Consider the following 16,895-nt stretch of genomic DNA (forward strand, 5'->3'; position numbering starts at 1 on the left):
GGGCCTATCCCACCAAGCCCACCCTCAGTAACGTGGCCTGAGGACGACGCTTACGATCCTTCCGCCTCCCGCTTTTGTGCTCATGTCCGCGCGACGCAGCTGCGTCGCGCGCGGAGAAACGCGCGTTCGGGCCTCCAATATCACCCGGATATAATTGACGCGTATATTTTACCCGGATATTAATCGCGCATCCTTCTCGTGAGCGCGCCATGTCCCGGTCCCCGACCCACCCCTGCACCGCCTTCGCCGGCCAGAAACGGCTGTTTTCCGGCCCGCTGGCGGAGGTGGCGCTTGCCCTCGCGCGGGCGCCGGAGGCGGACCCGGTCCTCGTCTTCGACGACGCGACGGGCGCTGTCGTCGATCTCGACCTGCGCGGAAGCGATGCGGCGATTCTCGAACGGCTGTCGCAGCCTCCAAAACCGTCCGCCGGCCGCTATCGTCCCACGGCGGGCGCCACCGCCGAGGCCGGGGCGACGGAGGACGGCCAGAGGGGCCGGGGGCGGCCCAAGCTGGGGGTGGTGGCTCGGGAGGTGACCCTGCTGCCCCGGCAATGGGAGTGGCTGGCGGCGCAGTCCGGCGGAACGTCCGCGGCCCTGCGCCGCCTCGTCGACGCCGCCCGCAACGCGCCCCATCCGCGCGAGCGGCGCCGGGCGGCTCAGGAAGCGGCCTATCGCTTCATGCAGGCGATCGCCGGCGACCTGCCCGGCTTCGAGGAGGCGACACGCTGCCTTTTCGCCGATGCCCGCACCGAGATGGAAGAACGGATCGCCGCGTGGCCGCCGGACATCCGGGCCTATGCCCTGCAGCTCGCCTTCGGCGCGCCCGCGCCGGGCGGGCACCCCTCCCCGGAGGCGGAACGGCCATGAGCGGATCCGCCTCCCTCTCCCATATCGAGCCGACACAGGAAGCGGGCCGGCGGTTCGTGCGGCGTGGCCTTGCCGCCCCCGTCATCATGCTCAATCGGCTGCGGTTCCGGGACACGGCGGACGATGCGCACCATCCCGGCCTCGCGCCCTCGGCGCCGATCAGCGGTGCCGAAGCCTTTGACCGCTACATCCGGCATACCTTGCCCCTTCTGCGGGAAAGCGGCGGCGATCTGCTGTTCCTCGGGACAGGGGGAGACTGGCTGATCGGGCCCGGCGAAGAGCGGTGGGACACGGCCATGCTGGTCCGGCAGACCAGCACCGCCTCCTTCCTCGCCTTCGCCAGCCACCCGGGCTACCGCGCCGGCCTCGGCCATCGCACGGCCGCCATGGCGGATTCACGGCTTCCGCCGCTGTCCGAGATGGCGCTGCCGCCGGGCCCGGATGAAACGGATTCATGACCGCCACAGGATCGGGTGGGGCCGGATTCCAGCCCGCCAACGGGCGCTTCCCGCCCCGTCTCTTACTTTCGGTAGATTGACCGCCGGTCCCGGCGCTTACACCCTCGCGTCCAAGAAATAGGCACGCACAAGAGGGGCCGCATTGATGAGCAACTCCCTGGATCACGCCCTGCGCACGCGGGCGCTGCGCGTGGTTCCCGGCGGCATGTGGGGCCACATGCACGCCAAGGACCTGCCGGAGGGCTATCCCCAGTTCTTCGCCCGGGCCCAGGGCTCCCGGCTGTGGGATGTCGACGGCAACGCCTATCTCGACTTCATGTGCAGCTGGGGCCCGATCATCCTCGGCCACCATCACCCGGAAGTCGACGCCGCCGCCTTTGCCCAGTACCAGCAGGGCGACGCCATGAACGGCCCGGCCGAAACCATGGTGGAGCTGGCCGAGCTGATGGTCGAGCTTGTTCCCCATGCCGACTGGGTGCAGTTCGAGAAGAACGGCACCGACGCCACCACCACCGCCGCCACCATCGCCCGCGCCGGCACCGGGCGGCGCAAGATCCTGGTCGCCCGCGGCGCCTATCACGGCGCGGTGCCGTGGTGCTCGCCCTCGCTCGTCGGCGTCACCGCCGAGGACCGCGCCCACATCCTCACCTATGACTATAACGACATCGACAGCCTGAACGCCGCCGTGGCGCTTGCCGAGGGCGATCTCGCCGGCATCCTCGTCAGCGCCTTCCGCCACGACTACGGCAAGGACCAGGAGCTGCCGACGCTCGCCTTCGCCAGGGCCGCCCGCGCCGCCGCCGATGCCGCCGACGCCGCGCTGATCGTGGACGACGTGCGCGCCGGCTTCCGGCTCTCGCTGGGCGGAAGCTGGGACCGGCTCGGGGTGCGGCCGGACCTCTCGGCGTGGTCCAAGGCGATCGCCAACGGCTTCCCGCTTTCGGCGGTGACCGGCAATGACCGCTTCCGCGCCGCGACGCAGTCCATCTTCACCACCGGCTCGTTCTGGTGCGGGGCGATGTCCATGGCGGCGGCGGTGGCGACGCTGAACATCCTGCGCCGCGACAATGCGGTCGACCACATGGAGAGGATGGGGACCGCGCTGCGCGAGGGCCTCGACCGGCTCAGCGCCGACCATGGCATCGCCATCCGCCAGACCGGCCCGGTGCAGATGCCGATGGTGCTGTTCGAGGACGATGCCGACTACCGCAAGGGGTTCGCCTTCTGCGCCGCGGCGCTGAGGGCGGGGGTCTATTTCCACCCCCAGCACAACATGTTCCTCAGCGCCGCGCACACCGCCGAGGACATCGCCCGCGCGCTGGAAGCCGCCGATGTCGGCTTCCGCGCCGTCCGCGCGCGCGCCGCAACCCCCGCCTGAAGCCGGCGCCGGCCGGGTCGCCGCCGCGCGACCGGGCCGGCCTCCCCGCTCCGCCGCCGCCCCGTCGCCGGTCGTCCCTCGCGGCGGTCGGCACAGCGGCGGACGGCCTCCACCTTGCCGCTCCCCGCCCTCGTCCGCCCGGAGATATCGCCCATGGCCCTGCCCCCCCGCTTCGCCCGCTCCACGGGCTTCGCCGCCGCGCTGCTGAGCTCGGTCTTCGTCCTGCCGATGGGCGCGACAAAGGCCGCCGCCGACGGACCCCTCGTCGTGGCCCGCGCCATGGACATCAACTCGCTCGATCCCGCCCGCGCCTATTGCGACACCTGCCAGATCTATCTCTCGGCGGTCTATGCGACCCTGCTGACGCTGGCCGCCGACAACCAGACCATCGTCCCGAGCCTCGCCAAAAGCTGGGAGGTGAGCCCGGACGTGACGACCTTCACCTTCCATCTGGACCCCGCCGCCACCTTCTCCGATGGCAGCCCGGTCACGGCGGCGGACGTGAAATGGTCGCTGGAGCGGCTGAAGAACGTGAAGGGCGGGCCGTCCTATCTGATGGACAGCCTGAAGGCGATCGAGGCCAAGGACGACAGGACCGTCGTCATCACCACCACGACGCCGAATTCCGAATTCCTCGGCATCCTCGCCGCTCCCTATACCGGCATCATCAACGCCAGGCTCGCCACCGCGAACGGGGCCAACGCCAAGGACGATGCGGCGACCTCCGACACCTCCGACACCTGGTTCCTCGCCCATTCGGCCGGCGCGGGCCCCTTCGTGCTGGAGGCCTATGCGCCCGACGATTCCCTGCGCCTAGCCCGCAACGAGGCCTATTGGGCCAAGAAGCCCGCGGTTCCCGCCGTGGTGCTGAAGCAGACCGCGGATGCGGTGACGCAGGCGCAGATGCTCCAGTCCGGCGCCGCCGACATCGCCATGCAGGTCGATCCCGACACGGCGAAGACGGTTGCCTCGCCCGACGTCACCTTCAAGGCGGTGCCGTCCTTCAACTATGTCTATGCCGCCATCAGCCCGGCGGCGAAGGGCGCGCCGGTGCCGCTGACCCTCGAGGTGCGCGAGGCCATCGCGCTGGCGCTGGACTACAAGGGCATCATCGACTTCACCGTCGGCGGCGAAGGCAAGGAACAGCCCTCCCCCATCCCGAACGGCTATCCCGGAACGAAGGACCTGCCGGCTCCGGTGTTCGACCCCGCCCGGGCGAAGGAACTGCTCGCCAAGGCCGGCTATCCCGACGGCTTCGCGATGGAGCTCGAACTGCCGGCGATGAACGTCTACGGCGTCGACCTCTCCCTGCTGGCACAGAAGGTGCAGCAGGATCTCGGCAAGATCGGCATCAAGCTCTCGCTGAAGCCCGTTCCCTTCACGGTGTGGGCCAGCGACATCGACAGCCCCGGCGCGCCCTTCGCGCTCGGCTTCTTCGCGCCGGACTATTTCGGCAGCGCCCAGTACGTCCAGTATTTCGGCATGATGCCCGACATGCCGTGGGCCAAGCGCGCCGGGGTGGGCAAGGAGCCTGGCCTCGACGGCAAGGAACAGCTCGCCATGTATCAGGCCGCCCTCGCCGCCACCGACACGGCGGGACAGGAAAAGGCCTATCACGACCTCGCGCTGAAGATGATCGCGGACAAGATCATCCTGCCGCTGGTCAGCCCGAACCTCGTGCTCGCCTACCGCAACGAGGTCAGCGGCGTGCGCTACAGCGCGTGCTGCAACCTGCCGCTCGGCGAAATCGAGAAGAAGTGAGGCATTGAAGCTGCCATGCTGAAGGTCGTCGTGCGGCGATTGCTGGTGATGCCGTTCCTGCTGCTCGGGATCGTCACGGCGACCTTCCTGCTGGCCCAGTTCACCAAGGGCAACCCGCTCATCTCCATCATCGGCGCGCGCAATCTCGGCAATGCCGAGATCGTCGCCGCCGCCAAGGCCCGATGGGGCCTCGACGGCTCGGTGCCCGAGCGCTACGCCATCTATGTCTGGAACCTCGCCCATGGCGACCTCGGCACCTCCTTCCGCACCCGGCAGCCGGTGCTGACCGACCTCGCCCAGCGCCTGCCGGCGACGCTGGAGCTGGTCATCGCGGCGATGCTCGTCGGCACCCTCGGCGGCATCGGGCTGGCCATCGTCTCCGCCGAGTTCAAGGACAGCGCCGCCGACCATCTCGCCCGGCTGGTCGCGCTGATGGGCTCCTGCCTGCCGGTGTTCTGGCTGGGGCTCATCGCGCTGTTCCTGTTCACCGTCCAGACCCGGCTGCTGCCGGGGCCGGGCCGGCTGGACATCCGCGCCGTGGCCCCGCCCCCCGTCACCGGCTTCATGCTGGTCGACACGCTGCTCGCGGGCGACGGGGCCGGCTTCGTCGATGCCCTGCGCCATCTCGTGCTGCCGGCGGCCGTGCTGGGCTGGTCGGTCATGGGCATCGTCACCCGCATGGTGCGCGCCTCGATGCTCGACGTGATGGGGCAGGACTACATCACCATGGCGCGGGCCAAGGGCGCCGGCCGGCTGCGGGTGCTGGTCCACCATGCCCTCGCCAACGCGCTGATCCCCGCCCTCACCATCCTCGGCTTCACCTTCGCCTACCTCATCACCGGCTCGGTGCTGGTGGAAACCATCTTCTCCTGGCCCGGCATCGGCTCCTATGCGGTGGATGCCGCGCGCAGCCTCGACTACCCCGCCATCACCGGGGTGACGATCATCGGCGGGCTCGGCTTCCTCCTCGCCAACCTCATGACCGACATCGCCTATGCCGCCGCCGACCCGCGCATGAGGGACGCCGGCTGATGCTGTTCGGTCCGACCCTCCCCGCCATCGAGCGCCCTCGGCCCCGCCTCGCCGCCGGCATTGGCCGCGCCTTCCGCCGCCTCGGCTGGTCGCACCTGCCGGCGATCTTCGCCATCGCCGTGCTGGCCGGGCTCGTGATCGTCGCGCTCACCATTCCCTGGTGGACGCCCTACGACCCGATCGGCCTCGCCGGCCGCCGCCTGCAGCCGCCGAGCGCGGCGCACTGGCTCGGCACCGATGCGCTGGGGCGGGACGTGCTGGTGCGCACGCTCTATGGCGCGCGCTACTCGCTGCCCATCGCCGCCGGGGTGCTGGTGGCCGCGGTCGGCATCGGGGTGGCGGCGGGAGCGCTTGCCGGCTTCCTCGGCGGGCTGGCGGACAATGTGCTGATGCGGCTTGCCGACATCACCCTCGCCTTTCCCCCGGTGCTGCTGGCCATGGCGATCGCCGCCTCGCTGGGGCCCGGCCTCGTCAACACCGCCCTCGCCCTCATCATCGTGTGGTGGCCGATCTATGCCCGGCTGATGCGGGCGCAGGTGCTGAACGTGAAGAAGCTCGACCATGTCGACGCCGCCATCGTCGGCGGGGTGCGGCCGGCGCGGCTGCTGTTCCGGCACATCATGCCGCTGTGCTGGAGCCCGATCTTCGTCAACACGACCATGGATGTCGGGCAGGTGATCCTGCTCGCGGCGGGCCTCAGCTTCATCGGCCTCGGTGCCCAGCCGCCGACGCCGGAATGGGGTCAGATGATCGCCGAAGGGGCGTCCAACTTCTACAACTGGTGGATCGCGCTCGGTCCCGGCGTCGCGATCTTCCTGGTCTCGCTGAGCGCCAATTTCCTCGGCGACGCGCTGCGCGACCTCGCCGATCCGCAGTCGCGGGGGCGCTGAACCATGGAGGCGCCGCTTCTCGACATCAAGGGCCTCACCGTCTCGATCCCGTTCCGCGACGGAGAGCGGGCGGCGGTCTCCAATGTCGATCTCTCGGTCCGTCGCGGCGAGGTGGTCGGGCTCGTCGGCGAGTCCGGCTCGGGCAAGAGCCTGTCCATGCTGGCGGTGATGGGGCTGCTGCCGCGGCACGTCTCGGTCTCCGGCTCGATCCGGTTCGACGGCATCGAACTCTGCGGCGCCCCGGAACGGCGGATGCGCGCGCTGCGCGGCCGGCGCATCGCCATGGTGTTTCAGGACCCGATGACGGCGCTGAACCCGGTGAAGACGATCGGCGCCCAGATCGCCGAGATGATCCGGCTGCACAACCCCCGCCTGTCCGGCGCCGAGGTGCGGGAGCGGGCGCTGGGCCTGCTGGAAGCCGTCGCCATTCCCGCGCCGGAGCGGCGGTTCGACCAGTATCCCCACGAATTCTCGGGGGGCATGCGCCAGCGCGTGGTGATCGCCATCGCCATCGCCAACGATCCCGACCTGCTGATCGCGGACGAGCCGACCACCGCGCTCGACGTCACCATCCAGGCCCAGATCATGGAGATTTTCGCCCGACTGCGGGAGGAGCGCGGCATCGCGGTGGTGCTCATCACCCACGATCTCGGCCTCGTCGCCGGCCTCGCCGACCGCATGAACGTGCTTTATGCCGGCCGGATCGCCGAGCGCGGTCCGGTCGGTCCGGTCTTCGCCGCGCCGCGCCATCCCTACACGGCGGGGCTGCTCGCCGCGGTGCCCTCGATCGACGACGTGGCGGACCGGCTCTACGCCATTCCCGGCGCGCCGCCGGCGCTGCAGAACCGGCCGCCGGGATGCGCCTTCGCGCCGCGCTGCGGCTTCTCCGTGCCGCTGTGCCACGCCAGCGAGCCCGCGCTGGCCCGCTTCGGCGAGGGGGTGGTGGCCTGCCACCGCGCCGCGGAACTGTCGCTGTCCACGCTTTCGGCAAAGGAGGCGTGATGCCACCCGCCGCCCTCAATGCCGATGCCCATGCCGATGCCGATGCCGGCGGCCCGCTGCTCGAGGTCGAGGATCTGCGCATCGAATTCCCGGTCCGGCGCGGCCTCGTCTTCCCCCGCCAGGTCGGTGCCATCAGCGCCGTCGCCGGGGTCTCGCTGCAGCTCCAGCCGGGCGAGACGCTGAGCGTGGTCGGCGAGTCCGGCTGCGGGAAGTCGACCCTCGCCCGCGCCATCATGGGGCTGGTGCGGCCGACGGCGGGGCGGGTCCGCTTCCGCCAGACCGACCTCGCCGGCCTGTCCCCCGCCGCGATGCGGCCCTACCGGCGCCGCCTGCAGCTCGTGTTCCAGAACCCCTATGCCTGCCTCAACCCGCGGATGACCGCGATCGAGAACATCGCCGAGCCGCTGCGCATGCTGCCGCTGGATCGGGCCGAGCGGCGGGCCCGGGCGCTGCGCGCCATGGAGCAGGTTCAGCTTCTTCCCGAGCAGGCCGACCGCCACCCCTTCGCCTTCTCCGGCGGCCAGCGCCAGAGGATCGGCATCGCCCGGGCGCTGGTGGTGGAGCCGGAGGTGATGATCCTCGACGAGCCGGTTTCGGCGCTCGACGTCTCGGTGCAGGCGGGGGTGCTGAACCTGCTGAAGGACATCCAGCAGCGCACCGGGATCGCCTATCTCTTCATCGCCCACAATCTCGCGGTCATCCGGCACATGTCAGACCGGGTGGCGGTGATGTATCTCGGGCGCATCGTGGAGAGCGCGCCGCGCGAGGCGCTCTACCGTCGCCCGCTGCACCCCTACACCCAGGCGCTTCTCTCGGCGGCGCCGATCCCCGATCCGGCGCGCGAGAAGGCGCGGCAGCGCATCGTCTTGACCGGGGACGTGCCGAGCCCGGCCCAGCGCCCCTCCGGCTGCGGCTTCCGCACCCGCTGCTTCCGCGCCAGCGCGCTCTGCGCGGAACAGGACCCGCCGGCCCGCACCCTCGCCCCCGGCCACACCGTGTGCTGCCACCACCCCGGCTGAGCCGCGGTAACGCGGTGTCGAAAGCCGGGGCGAGGGCATTTTCCCGCCGTTCTGGCCGCGTTTTTGCGTTGGTGAAGGCTCGCGTGCAGGAACGCACCTCCCGATGCGAGACCGCAGCCATGCTTCAGCCCCCGGCGATGTACCCCGCGCCCGCACTGGACGAGCAGATCGCGCAGATCCGCAACGTGGCACTGTCCGTGTTCCAGGCGGGCTCGGCGGTGTTCTACTGGATCGACGACGACCGCTCGATGGTGGTGGCCGACACCACCGGCCCCTGCTGCCGCTACATCGGGCGCTATCTGCACGACATGCAGGCATTCGACCCGCTGAACATCGACCGGCTGGTTTCCTCCGGCAAGCGGGTGGCGACGATGAGCCATGACCGCTCGCTGGCGCCGCGCAGCGCCTTCGAGCGCTACAGCCGCTATCTCAGCGACAGCGAGATCGCCGACGTGCTCGACTTCGTGTTCTGGCAGGACGACGAGCCGATCGCCGGGCTCGGCATCCTCAAGCACCGCAGCGACCCGCTCATCTGCGGGGAGACGCTGCGGGTCGCCCAGTCGATGCAGCCCTATATCGAGTACCAGCTCGGCCGGCATCCCCGCCCGCGCGACCGCCGCCGCCAGCGCGAGCTGCAGCGCGTCTACGGGCTGACCGGCCGCGAGATCGAGATCGCCGAGCTGATCCGCGACGGGCTCGCCAACCGCGACATCGCCGAGACCCTCAATATCGGGCTCGGCACGGTGAAGACCCATCTGCTGCACATCTTCCAGAAGATGGAGGTCTCGAACCGCACCATGCTCTCGGCCCGCCTTGCCGGCGAGCCGGGCTGGACCGGCCCCGCCGACCGCAACTGAGGCCGGCCCAACGCGGCCGGCGCCCGACGGCGACGCCCTCTCGGTCCCGACGCCCGGCCTCAGCGGCGCCGAGCCGGACCGCGCCCGCGCGCGGCGCGCTTTCCCGCCACCTCCACCAGCCGGCGAAAGGTCGGGCATTCCATGTGCGAGGGGGCCGGGCAGTCGGCGACATGGCGCAAGGTGTCGCGCAGGGCGGCCAGTTGCCGGATCTGACGGTCGATCGCCTCCGCCTTCTCGTGCAGCGTGGCGCGCGGCAGCTCCGCCGAGCCGCTCGGGCCGAACATGCCGGCGATCTCCTGCAGCGAGAAACCGGCCGTCTTGCCCATGGAGATGAGGGCGAGCTGCAGCAGCACCTCGGGCGCAAACTGCCGGCGCAGGCCGCGCCGCGCGACCGAGGCAATGAGCCCGGCCTCCTCGTAATGGCGCAACGCCGAGGGCGGTATCCCGCTGCGCGCCGCGACCTCCCCAATATCCAGCAACGCCATGCTTGACCTCAACCTGGCTTGAAGTGGCAGGCTGCGCCCGAACCAGTCGCAGGACAAGGGGTGATCGGGTGGAAACGGTTGACATTAAAGAGACGGCAGCACCGCGGAGGCGCGTTTCGCTCACCCTGGCGCTGGCGATGCTGCTGGCCTCGCTCGGCACCAGCATCGCCAACATCGCGCTTCCGGCCTTCGCCGTGAGCTTCGCGGCGCCTTTCGCCGAGGTGCAGGCGGTCGTGGTCGCCTATCTCGGCACGCTGACCCTCGCCGTCGTTCTCGCCGGCCGGCTGGGCGACCGCTACGGGCTGAAGCCCGCCCTCCTCGCCGGGCTCGGCCTTTTCGCGGCGGGAGCGCTGCTGTGCGGCCTCGCGCCCACCCTCTGGCTGCTGGTCATGGCCCGCGCGGTTCAGGGCGTCGGCGCGGCCTTCCTGATGACGCTCGCCCTGGCGCTGATGCGCCAGACCGCGCCGCCGGAACGGCTGGGGCGGGCGATGGGCCTGCTCGGCACCATGTCGGCGCTCGGCACGGCGCTGGGGCCCCCGCTCGGCGGGCTGATGCTGGCGCTGGCGGGCTGGCGCGGCATCTTCTGGGCGCAGGTGCCGCTGGCCGCCGCCGGCCTCGCTCTCGCCGCCGCGACCCTGCCGCGCGAACGCCTCCGGGAAGCGCCGCCGGCGCCCTCCCGGCGGCCGCCGCTGGGCACCGGGCTGGTGCCGGGCCTGATCGTCAACCTGCTGGTCGCCGCCGTCATGATGGCGACGCTGGTGGTGGGGCCGTTCTACCTCGGGCGTGGCCTCGGCCTGACCGAGACGGCGGTGGGCCTCGTCATGGCGGTCGGCCCGGCGGTGTCGATCGCGAGCGGCGTGCCGTCGGGCCGGCTGGTGGACCGGCTGGGAAGCGGCCGGGTGCTCGGCATCGGGCTCGGCCTCCTCGGCGCCGGCGCCTTCCTCCTGGCGCTGCTGCCGCAGCGGCTCGGCGTCGGCGGCTATGTCCTCGCCATCCTCGTGCTGACACCGGGCTACCAGCTCTTCCAGGCCGCCAACACCACCGCCGTGCTGGCTCCCGTGGCGGCGGACCGTCGCGGCACGGTGGCGGGGCTGCTCGGCCTGTCGCGCAACGCCGGACTCATCGCGGGTACCTCGCTGATGGGTGCGGTCTTCGCCGCCGGCGCCGGGACGGGCGACCTGATCCACGCCGCCCCCGCCGCGCTGGCGGAAGGGCTGCGGCAGACCTTCCTGCTGGCCGGCGGGCTGATGGTCGCCGCGGCGGCGGTGGCGGGCCTGCCGCACGGCGCCGCCCGCGCAGGACGCTAAAGCCCGCGCCGGAGCGGCCAGCCACACGCCCGGCGCCCGCCCCCGGTCGACCCCCGGCGGCGGATGCGGCCAAACTCCGCCATTGCCGATCGGCGCCCGCCGCCGGATAAGACGGGCGGTACGTCAGGAGGGCGGGAATGGCGAAGCTGAAGCGGGATCTCGGGCCACTCGAAGCGATAGCGCTCTCGCTGTCGGTCATGGCGCCCACCATGGGCATGGCGCTCAACGTGACCCTGGCGGCGGGCGCCGCCGGCATCGCCGCGCCGCTCGGCTTCGCGGTGGGCACGGTGGTGGTGGCGGTGGTCGGGCTGTCCTTCGTCTTCTTCGCCGGCCGCATCACCAGCGCCGGCTCGGGCTATGCCTATATCGGCAAGACCTTCGGCCCCCGTGCCGGCTTCATCGCCGGCTGGTGCATGCTGCTGCTCTACATCGCCGGCGGCTCCGGCAGCGCGGCGCTGGTGGGCAATTTCCTGCGCGCCGCCCTGCTCGACCACGGCGTCGACATCGGCGGCGGGTGGCTGGCGCTCGGGGTCGGCGCGCTCGGCCTCGCCACCGTGTTCGCCTGGCGCGACATGAGCTTCGCCACCCGGCTGATGCTGGTGCTGGAGCTCTCCTCCATCGCCGTCATCATCATCCTCGGCGTCCGCATCCTGATCGCGGTGGGCGGCACCGAGGGGCTGAGCGCGGCGCCGTTCCGGCCGGACCCGACGCTGGGCTGGTGGGGCGTCGGCTATGCCGTGGTGTTCGCGGTGCTCTCCTTTGCCGGCTTCGAAGCCGCCACCACCCTCGCCGAGGAAACCGGCCAGCCGGCCAGGGCCATCCCCCTCGCGCTGGTGGGCTCGGTGGTGCTGGCGGGGCTGTTCTTCGTCTTCGCCTCCTACATCCAGATCGTCGGCTTCGGCCTTGGTAACGTGAAGGAACTCGTCGCCAGCGAAGCGCCGCTGAACACCCTGGCGCTGAAGTTCGGCACGCTGCGCATGGCGACCGCGCTCGACATCGCGACCTCGGTCTCGGCGGTGTCCTGCGTCATCGGCACGCTCTCGGCCGGCGCCCGCATGCTGTTCGTGCTCGGCCGGGCCGGGCTGTCCGCCCGCGCGGCGGTGGTGCACCCGGTCTATGGCACGCCGGCGGTCGCGGTCGGCATCGTCAGCGCGCTGATGCTGGCGGGGCTGCTGGCGTGGGCGCCCTTCATCGGCCCGGCGGATTATTACGACAGCGTCGGCACCATCGGCGTGCTGGCCCTGATCGTCGCCTATCTCGGCGTCACCGCCGCGGCGGCGGTCCATGCGATACGTGCGGGCAGCCGGCTGTGGCTGGTGCTCGGCGCCGCCGGCACGCTGGCGATGGCCTGGCCGCTCTACAATTCGGTCTATCCCGTGCCGTCCTTCCCCGGCAATCTCTGGCCTTATGTCGTGCTCGGCTGGATCGCGCTCGGCGCGGCGCTGCTGGTGGCCCGCCCGGCGATCGGCCGCAGCGAGCCCTAGACCACGGCGCCCCGCTTGAATCGATCTGGCGGCATCGCCCCGCAAGATACGACAGACGCTCGGGATTTTCCCCGCCCGGCCGCCGGCGCCCGGACCCGCCGGCGCGGGCGGCCGCGGCGTGTAAGGCCCCGGCCCGGCTGACCCGCGGCGGGGATCGCCGCCTCGCCCGAGGCGCCGGCCGCGCCCGGCCGCCGCGGCGTCTTTACGCCTTCCTTATGCCGCCCCCCGGCAAACCGGATCGCGCCCTTATGCGGCCCGGGGCTACATGCTGCGGCGAACCCCAAAGGAGGGCTCGCCCCATGTCCGACATCCTGTTCCCCGACCTCCTCTTCCTCGCCCTCGGCCTCGGTCTCTTCGCGGCGCTGATGGCCTATGCCCGCTTCGCCGCGGAGGCCTGAGCCATGCTGGACCTCACCCTCGGCGCCGCCGTCGCCCTTGGCCTCTCCGTCTATCTCGTGGTCGCCCTGCTGCGGCCCGAGACGTTCTGACGCCGCCCCTTTCCCGAAAGACCGTGTGCCATGACCGCTCTCGGCTGGCTTCAGATAGCCATCATCCTTGCCATCGTGCTTCTCACCGCCGCCCCGCTCGGCGCCTTCATGGCGCGGCTGTTCGGCGGCGAGCCCACGTTCCTGACGCCGGTGCTCGGCCCGGTGGAGCGTGCGCTCTACCGGCTCGCCGGGGTCGATCCCTCGCGTGAACAGAGCGCGCTCGGCTACACGCTGGCGATGCTCGTCTTCAACGCCGCCGGCTTCGCCCTGCTCTACGGGCTGCTGCGCCTGCAGGGCGTGCTGCCGCTGAACCCGCTCGGCTTCGCCGGCCTCTCGCCGGACCTCGCCTTCAACACCGCGGTGAGCTTCGTCACCAACACCAACTGGCAGTCCTATGCCGGCGAAACCACGATGAGCCTGTTCAGCCAGATGGCCGGGCTCACCGTGCAGAACTTCCTCTCGGCGGCCACCGGCCTTGCCCTCGCGGTCGCGCTGGTGCGGGCCTTCGCCCGCTCCGGCTCGCCGACGGTGGGCAACTTCTTCGTCGATCTCACCCGCGCGGTGCTCTACCTGCTGCTGCCGCTCGCCATCGTGTCGACGCTGGTGCAGGTGTGGACCGGGGTGCCGCAGACGCTGGACGCCACCGCGAGCGTCACCACGCTGGAAGGCGCCCGGCAGACCCTCGCGCTCGGCCCGGTGGCGAGCCAGATGGCGATCAAGCAGCTCGGCACCAATGGCGGCGGCTTCTTCAACGCCAATGCCGCCCACCCCTTCGAGAACCCCACCGCCTTCTCCAACGCGCTGGAAATCTGGCAGATGCTGGTCATCTCCACCGCGCTGGTCTTCGCGTTCGGGCGGCTGGCCGGCGACCGGCGGCAGGGCCGGGCGCTGGTGGCGGCGATCGGCATCATCCTTCTCGCCGGCATCGCCGTCACCTACTGGGCCGAGGCGGCCGGCACCCCGATGCTGCACGCGGCCGGGCTCGATCCCGCCGGCGGCAACATGGAGGGCAAGGAGGTGCGCTTCGGCCTCGCCGGCTCCGCCCTGTTCGCGGCGGTGACCACCGGGCTTTCCGACGGCGCGGTGAACGCGATGCACGGCTCCTTCACCCCGCTCGGCGGGCTGGCGCCGATGTTCCTCATCCAGCTCGGCGAGATCCTGCCGGGCGGCGTCGGCTCCGGGCTCTACGGCCTGCTGGTGATGGCGATCATCACCGTTTTCGTCGCCGGGCTCATGGTCGGGCGCACGCCGGAATATCTCGGCAAGAAGATCGAGGCGAAGGAAGTGAAGATGGCGATGCTGGCCATCCTCATCCTGCCCACCGCGATCCTCGGCTTCTCGGCGGTGGCGGCGGTGCTGCCGGCGGCGCTGGCCGGGCTCGGCAATGCCGGCCCGCACGGGCTGTCGGAAATCCTCTACGCCTATTCCTCGGCGGCGGGGAACAACGGCTCGGCCTTCGGCGGGCTCTCGGCGAACAGCCCGTGGTGGAACACCACCCTCGGCATCGCGATGATGCTCGGCCGGTTCGGCTACATCGTGCCGATGATGGCCATTGCCGGCTCGCTCTCGACCAAGACCCGGCTGTCCGCCTCCTCCGGCACCTTCCCCACCCATGGCCCGCTGTTCGTCGGGCTTCTGGTCGGCGTCATCCTCATCGTCGGCGGCCTCCAGTTCTTCCCCGCGCTCGCCCTCGGCCCGATCGCCGAGCAGGTGCAGATGCTGGCCGGCAAGACCTTCTGAGCCGGCCCGGAGACATCCCATGTCAGCCAAGACCCCTACCGCGCCCCACATCGCCGCCGATCCCGGCGCCGCCCCGCGCTCCGCCTTCGCCTCGCCGGAACTCGTCGTCCGCGCGGCGCGCGACGCGGTGGTGAAGCTCAACCCCGCCCACCTCATGCGCAACCCGGTGATCTTCGTCACCGAGGTCGTCGCCGCCCTCGTCAGCGTGCTGTTCCTGCGCGATGTCGCCGCCGGCCATCCGCTCGGCTTCACCGGGCAGATCGCGGCATGGCTGTGGTTCACGGTGCTGTTCGCCAACTTCGCCGAGGCGATCGCGGAAGGCCGCGGCCGCGCCCAGGCCGACACGCTGCGCCGCGCCCGCACCGACACGCTGGCCCGGCGGCTGCGCGACCCGGCCAACCGTTCCCGCAGCGAGACCGTCCCGGCGCTGGAGCTGCGCCGCGGCGACGTGGTTCTCGTCGAGGCCGGCGAGCTGATCCCCGGCGACGGCGAGATCATCGAGGGCATCGCCTCGGTGAACGAGGCGGCCATCACCGGCGAATCCGCCCCGGTGATCCGCGAGAGCGGCGGCGACCGCTCCGCGGTGACCGGCGGCACCACGGTGCTGTCGGACTGGCTGGTGATCCGCATCACCGCCGATCCCGGCTCCTCCTTCCTCGACCGCATGATCGCGCTGGTGGAAGGCGCCGAGCGGCAGAAGACGCCGAACGAGATCGCGCTCTCGATCCTGCTGGTCGGCATGACGCTGATCTTCCTCATCACCGTCGTCGCGCTGGCCGGGCTCGGCCGCTACGCCGCCGCGGATGTGCCGGTGCCGGTGCTGGTGGCGCTGCTGGTGACGCTGATCCCCACCACCATCGGCGGCCTGCTCTCGGCCATCGGCATCGCCGGCATGGACCGGCTGATCCGCCACAACGTGCTCGCCATGTCCGGCCGGGCGGTGGAGGCGGCGGGCGATGTCGACACGCTGCTGCTGGACAAGACCGGCACCATCACCTTCGGCAACCGCATGGCGAGCGAGATCATCCCGGTGCCGGGGGTGAGCGAGGCGGAGGCGGCGCGCGTCGCGGTCGAGGCCAGCCTCGCCGACGAGACCGCCGAGGGCCGCTCCATCCTCGCCCTCGCCCGCCAGCACTACGGCATCGAGGTGCCGGCCCGGGCGCCGCAGGGGGCGGGCGTCATCGCCTTCTCCGCCGCGACCCGGCTGTCGGGGCTCGACAGTGGCGGCCGCCGCATCCGCAAGGGCGCGATCGACGCGGTCAAGCGCTTCGTCATGAGCGTCACCGACCGTGGCGCCCCGGACATTCCCGCCTTCGACGCCGCGGTGGAGCGCATCTCCCGCTCCGGCGGCACCCCGCTCGGCCTCGCCGAGGACGGCCGGCTGCTGGCGGTGATCCACCTGAAGGACGTGGTGAAGCCGGACATCAAGGAGCGCTTCGCCGAGCTGCGCCGCATGGGCATCCGCACCGTGATGGTGACGGGCGACAACCCCGTCACCGCCGCCGCCATCGCCTCGGAGGCCGGCGTCGACGACTTCATCGCCGAGGCCACCCCGCAGGACAAGCTGGCCTATATCCGCAACGAGCAGCGCCAGGGCCGGCTGGTCGCCATGTGCGGCGACGGCACCAACGACGCCCCGGCGCTGGCCCAGGCCGATGTCGGCGTCGCCATGCAGACCGGCACCCAGGCCGCCCGCGAGGCCGGCAACATGGTGGACCTCGACAGCGACCCCACCAAGCTCATCGAGATCGTCGGCATCGGCAAGCAGCTGCTCATGACGCGCGGGGCGCTGACCACCTTCTCCATCGCCAACGACGTGGCGAAGTACTTCGCCATCATCCCCGCGCTGTTCATCGCCGCCATACCGGAGCTGGGGGTGCTGAACGTCATGGGGCTGCATTCGCCGCAGAGCGCCATCCTCTCCGCGGTGATCTTCAACGCGCTGATCATCATCGCGCTGATCCCGCTCGCCCTGCGCGGGGTGGCCTACCGCGCCCGGGAGGCCGGCGCGGTGCTCGCCCGCAACCTGCTGATCTACGGGCTCGGCGGCATTCTGGTGCCCTTTGCCGGCATCAAGATCGTCGATCTCGCCATCGTCGCCCTGGGTCTGGTCTGAGGAGAGACCGCG

General features: G+C 71.3%; 15 protein-coding genes. 14 read left to right on the forward strand and 1 reads right to left on the reverse strand.

The annotated features are described in order from the left end of the window. Positions 1-209 precede the first annotated feature (209 nt). The 9 genes from KHC27_RS20870 to KHC27_RS20910 all read left to right on the forward strand — a co-directional run bounded on the left by KHC27_RS20870 (position 210) and on the right by KHC27_RS20910 (position 9,263). Positions 210-866: a DUF2239 family protein gene (locus tag KHC27_RS20870; RefSeq protein ID WP_213341894.1), complete on the forward strand. Its 657-nt coding sequence runs from the start codon at positions 210-212 to the stop codon at positions 864-866. Then, a complete protein-coding gene (locus tag KHC27_RS20875; protein WP_213341896.1) occupies positions 863-1,324 on the forward strand; it encodes a DUF1330 domain-containing protein in 462 nt (153 codons plus the stop codon). Before KHC27_RS20870 ends, KHC27_RS20875 begins: the two co-directional genes overlap by 4 nt. A gap of 145 nt (positions 1,325-1,469) precedes the next feature. Continuing rightward, positions 1,470-2,702 carry an aminotransferase class III-fold pyridoxal phosphate-dependent enzyme gene (locus KHC27_RS20880; protein ID WP_213341898.1) on the forward strand — a complete coding sequence of 411 codons (1,233 nt, stop codon included), beginning with the start codon at positions 1,470-1,472 and terminating at the stop codon, positions 2,700-2,702. Positions 2,703-2,855: 153 nt separating this feature from the next. Beyond that, positions 2,856-4,463, forward strand: coding sequence for an ABC transporter substrate-binding protein (locus tag KHC27_RS20885; RefSeq protein WP_213341900.1), 1,608 nt, complete (start codon positions 2,856-2,858; stop codon positions 4,461-4,463). 15 nt (positions 4,464-4,478) lie between these two features. Then, positions 4,479-5,495, forward strand: a complete 1,017-nt coding sequence (locus KHC27_RS20890; protein WP_213341902.1) for an ABC transporter permease — start codon at positions 4,479-4,481, stop codon at positions 5,493-5,495. Next, positions 5,495-6,385 carry an ABC transporter permease gene (locus tag KHC27_RS20895; protein ID WP_246520176.1) on the forward strand — a complete coding sequence of 297 codons (891 nt, stop codon included), beginning with the start codon at positions 5,495-5,497 and terminating at the stop codon, positions 6,383-6,385. The genes KHC27_RS20890 and KHC27_RS20895 overlap by 1 nt, the downstream gene beginning before the upstream one ends. Before the next feature lie 3 nt (positions 6,386-6,388). Continuing rightward, complete coding sequence (locus KHC27_RS20900; RefSeq protein WP_213341904.1) at positions 6,389-7,387, forward strand: ABC transporter ATP-binding protein; 999 nt, start codon at positions 6,389-6,391, stop codon at positions 7,385-7,387. Beyond that, the gene (locus KHC27_RS20905; RefSeq protein WP_213341906.1) at positions 7,387-8,406 is read left to right on the forward strand and encodes an ABC transporter ATP-binding protein; all 1,020 of its coding nucleotides are present in this window, start codon (positions 7,387-7,389) and stop codon (positions 8,404-8,406) included. The genes KHC27_RS20900 and KHC27_RS20905 overlap by 1 nt, the downstream gene beginning before the upstream one ends. 119 nt (positions 8,407-8,525) lie before the next feature. After that, a complete protein-coding gene (locus tag KHC27_RS20910) occupies positions 8,526-9,263 on the forward strand; it encodes a helix-turn-helix transcriptional regulator (protein WP_246520177.1) in 738 nt (245 codons plus the stop codon). Positions 9,264-9,322: 59 nt separating this feature from the next. Here KHC27_RS20910 and KHC27_RS20915 read toward each other — a convergent pair whose 3' ends face one another. Beyond that, a complete protein-coding gene (locus KHC27_RS20915; protein WP_213341908.1) occupies positions 9,323-9,748 on the reverse strand; it encodes a helix-turn-helix domain-containing protein in 426 nt (141 codons plus the stop codon). Between the two features lie 137 nt (positions 9,749-9,885). On the opposite strand from KHC27_RS20915, the gene KHC27_RS20920 reads away from it, so the two are divergent. The 5 genes from KHC27_RS20920 (at position 9,886) to kdpB (ending at position 16,883) form a co-directional block, all read left to right on the forward strand. Beyond that, a complete protein-coding gene (locus KHC27_RS20920) occupies positions 9,886-11,055 on the forward strand; it encodes an MFS transporter (protein ID WP_213341997.1) in 1,170 nt (389 codons plus the stop codon). 137 nt (positions 11,056-11,192) lie between these two features. Beyond that, entirely contained in the window at positions 11,193-12,539 is a 1,347-nt protein-coding gene (locus KHC27_RS20925) for an APC family permease (RefSeq protein WP_213341910.1), read from the forward strand. A gap of 401 nt (positions 12,540-12,940) precedes the next feature. Beyond that, positions 12,941-13,027, forward strand: coding sequence for a K(+)-transporting ATPase subunit F (gene kdpF, locus KHC27_RS22140; RefSeq protein ID WP_213341998.1), 87 nt, complete (start codon positions 12,941-12,943; stop codon positions 13,025-13,027). A 30-nt stretch (positions 13,028-13,057) separates the two neighbouring features. Beyond that, a complete protein-coding gene (kdpA, locus tag KHC27_RS20935; protein WP_213341912.1) occupies positions 13,058-14,767 on the forward strand; it encodes a potassium-transporting ATPase subunit KdpA in 1,710 nt (569 codons plus the stop codon). A gap of 19 nt (positions 14,768-14,786) precedes the next feature. Continuing rightward, positions 14,787-16,883 carry a potassium-transporting ATPase subunit KdpB gene (gene kdpB, locus KHC27_RS20940; RefSeq protein ID WP_213341914.1) on the forward strand — a complete coding sequence of 699 codons (2,097 nt, stop codon included), beginning with the start codon at positions 14,787-14,789 and terminating at the stop codon, positions 16,881-16,883. Positions 16,884-16,895 lie beyond the last annotated feature (12 nt).

The sequence above is a fragment of the Ancylobacter lacus genome, from assembly GCF_018390635.1.
Taxonomy (GTDB): Bacteria; Pseudomonadota; Alphaproteobacteria; order Rhizobiales; family Xanthobacteraceae; genus Ancylobacter; species Ancylobacter lacus.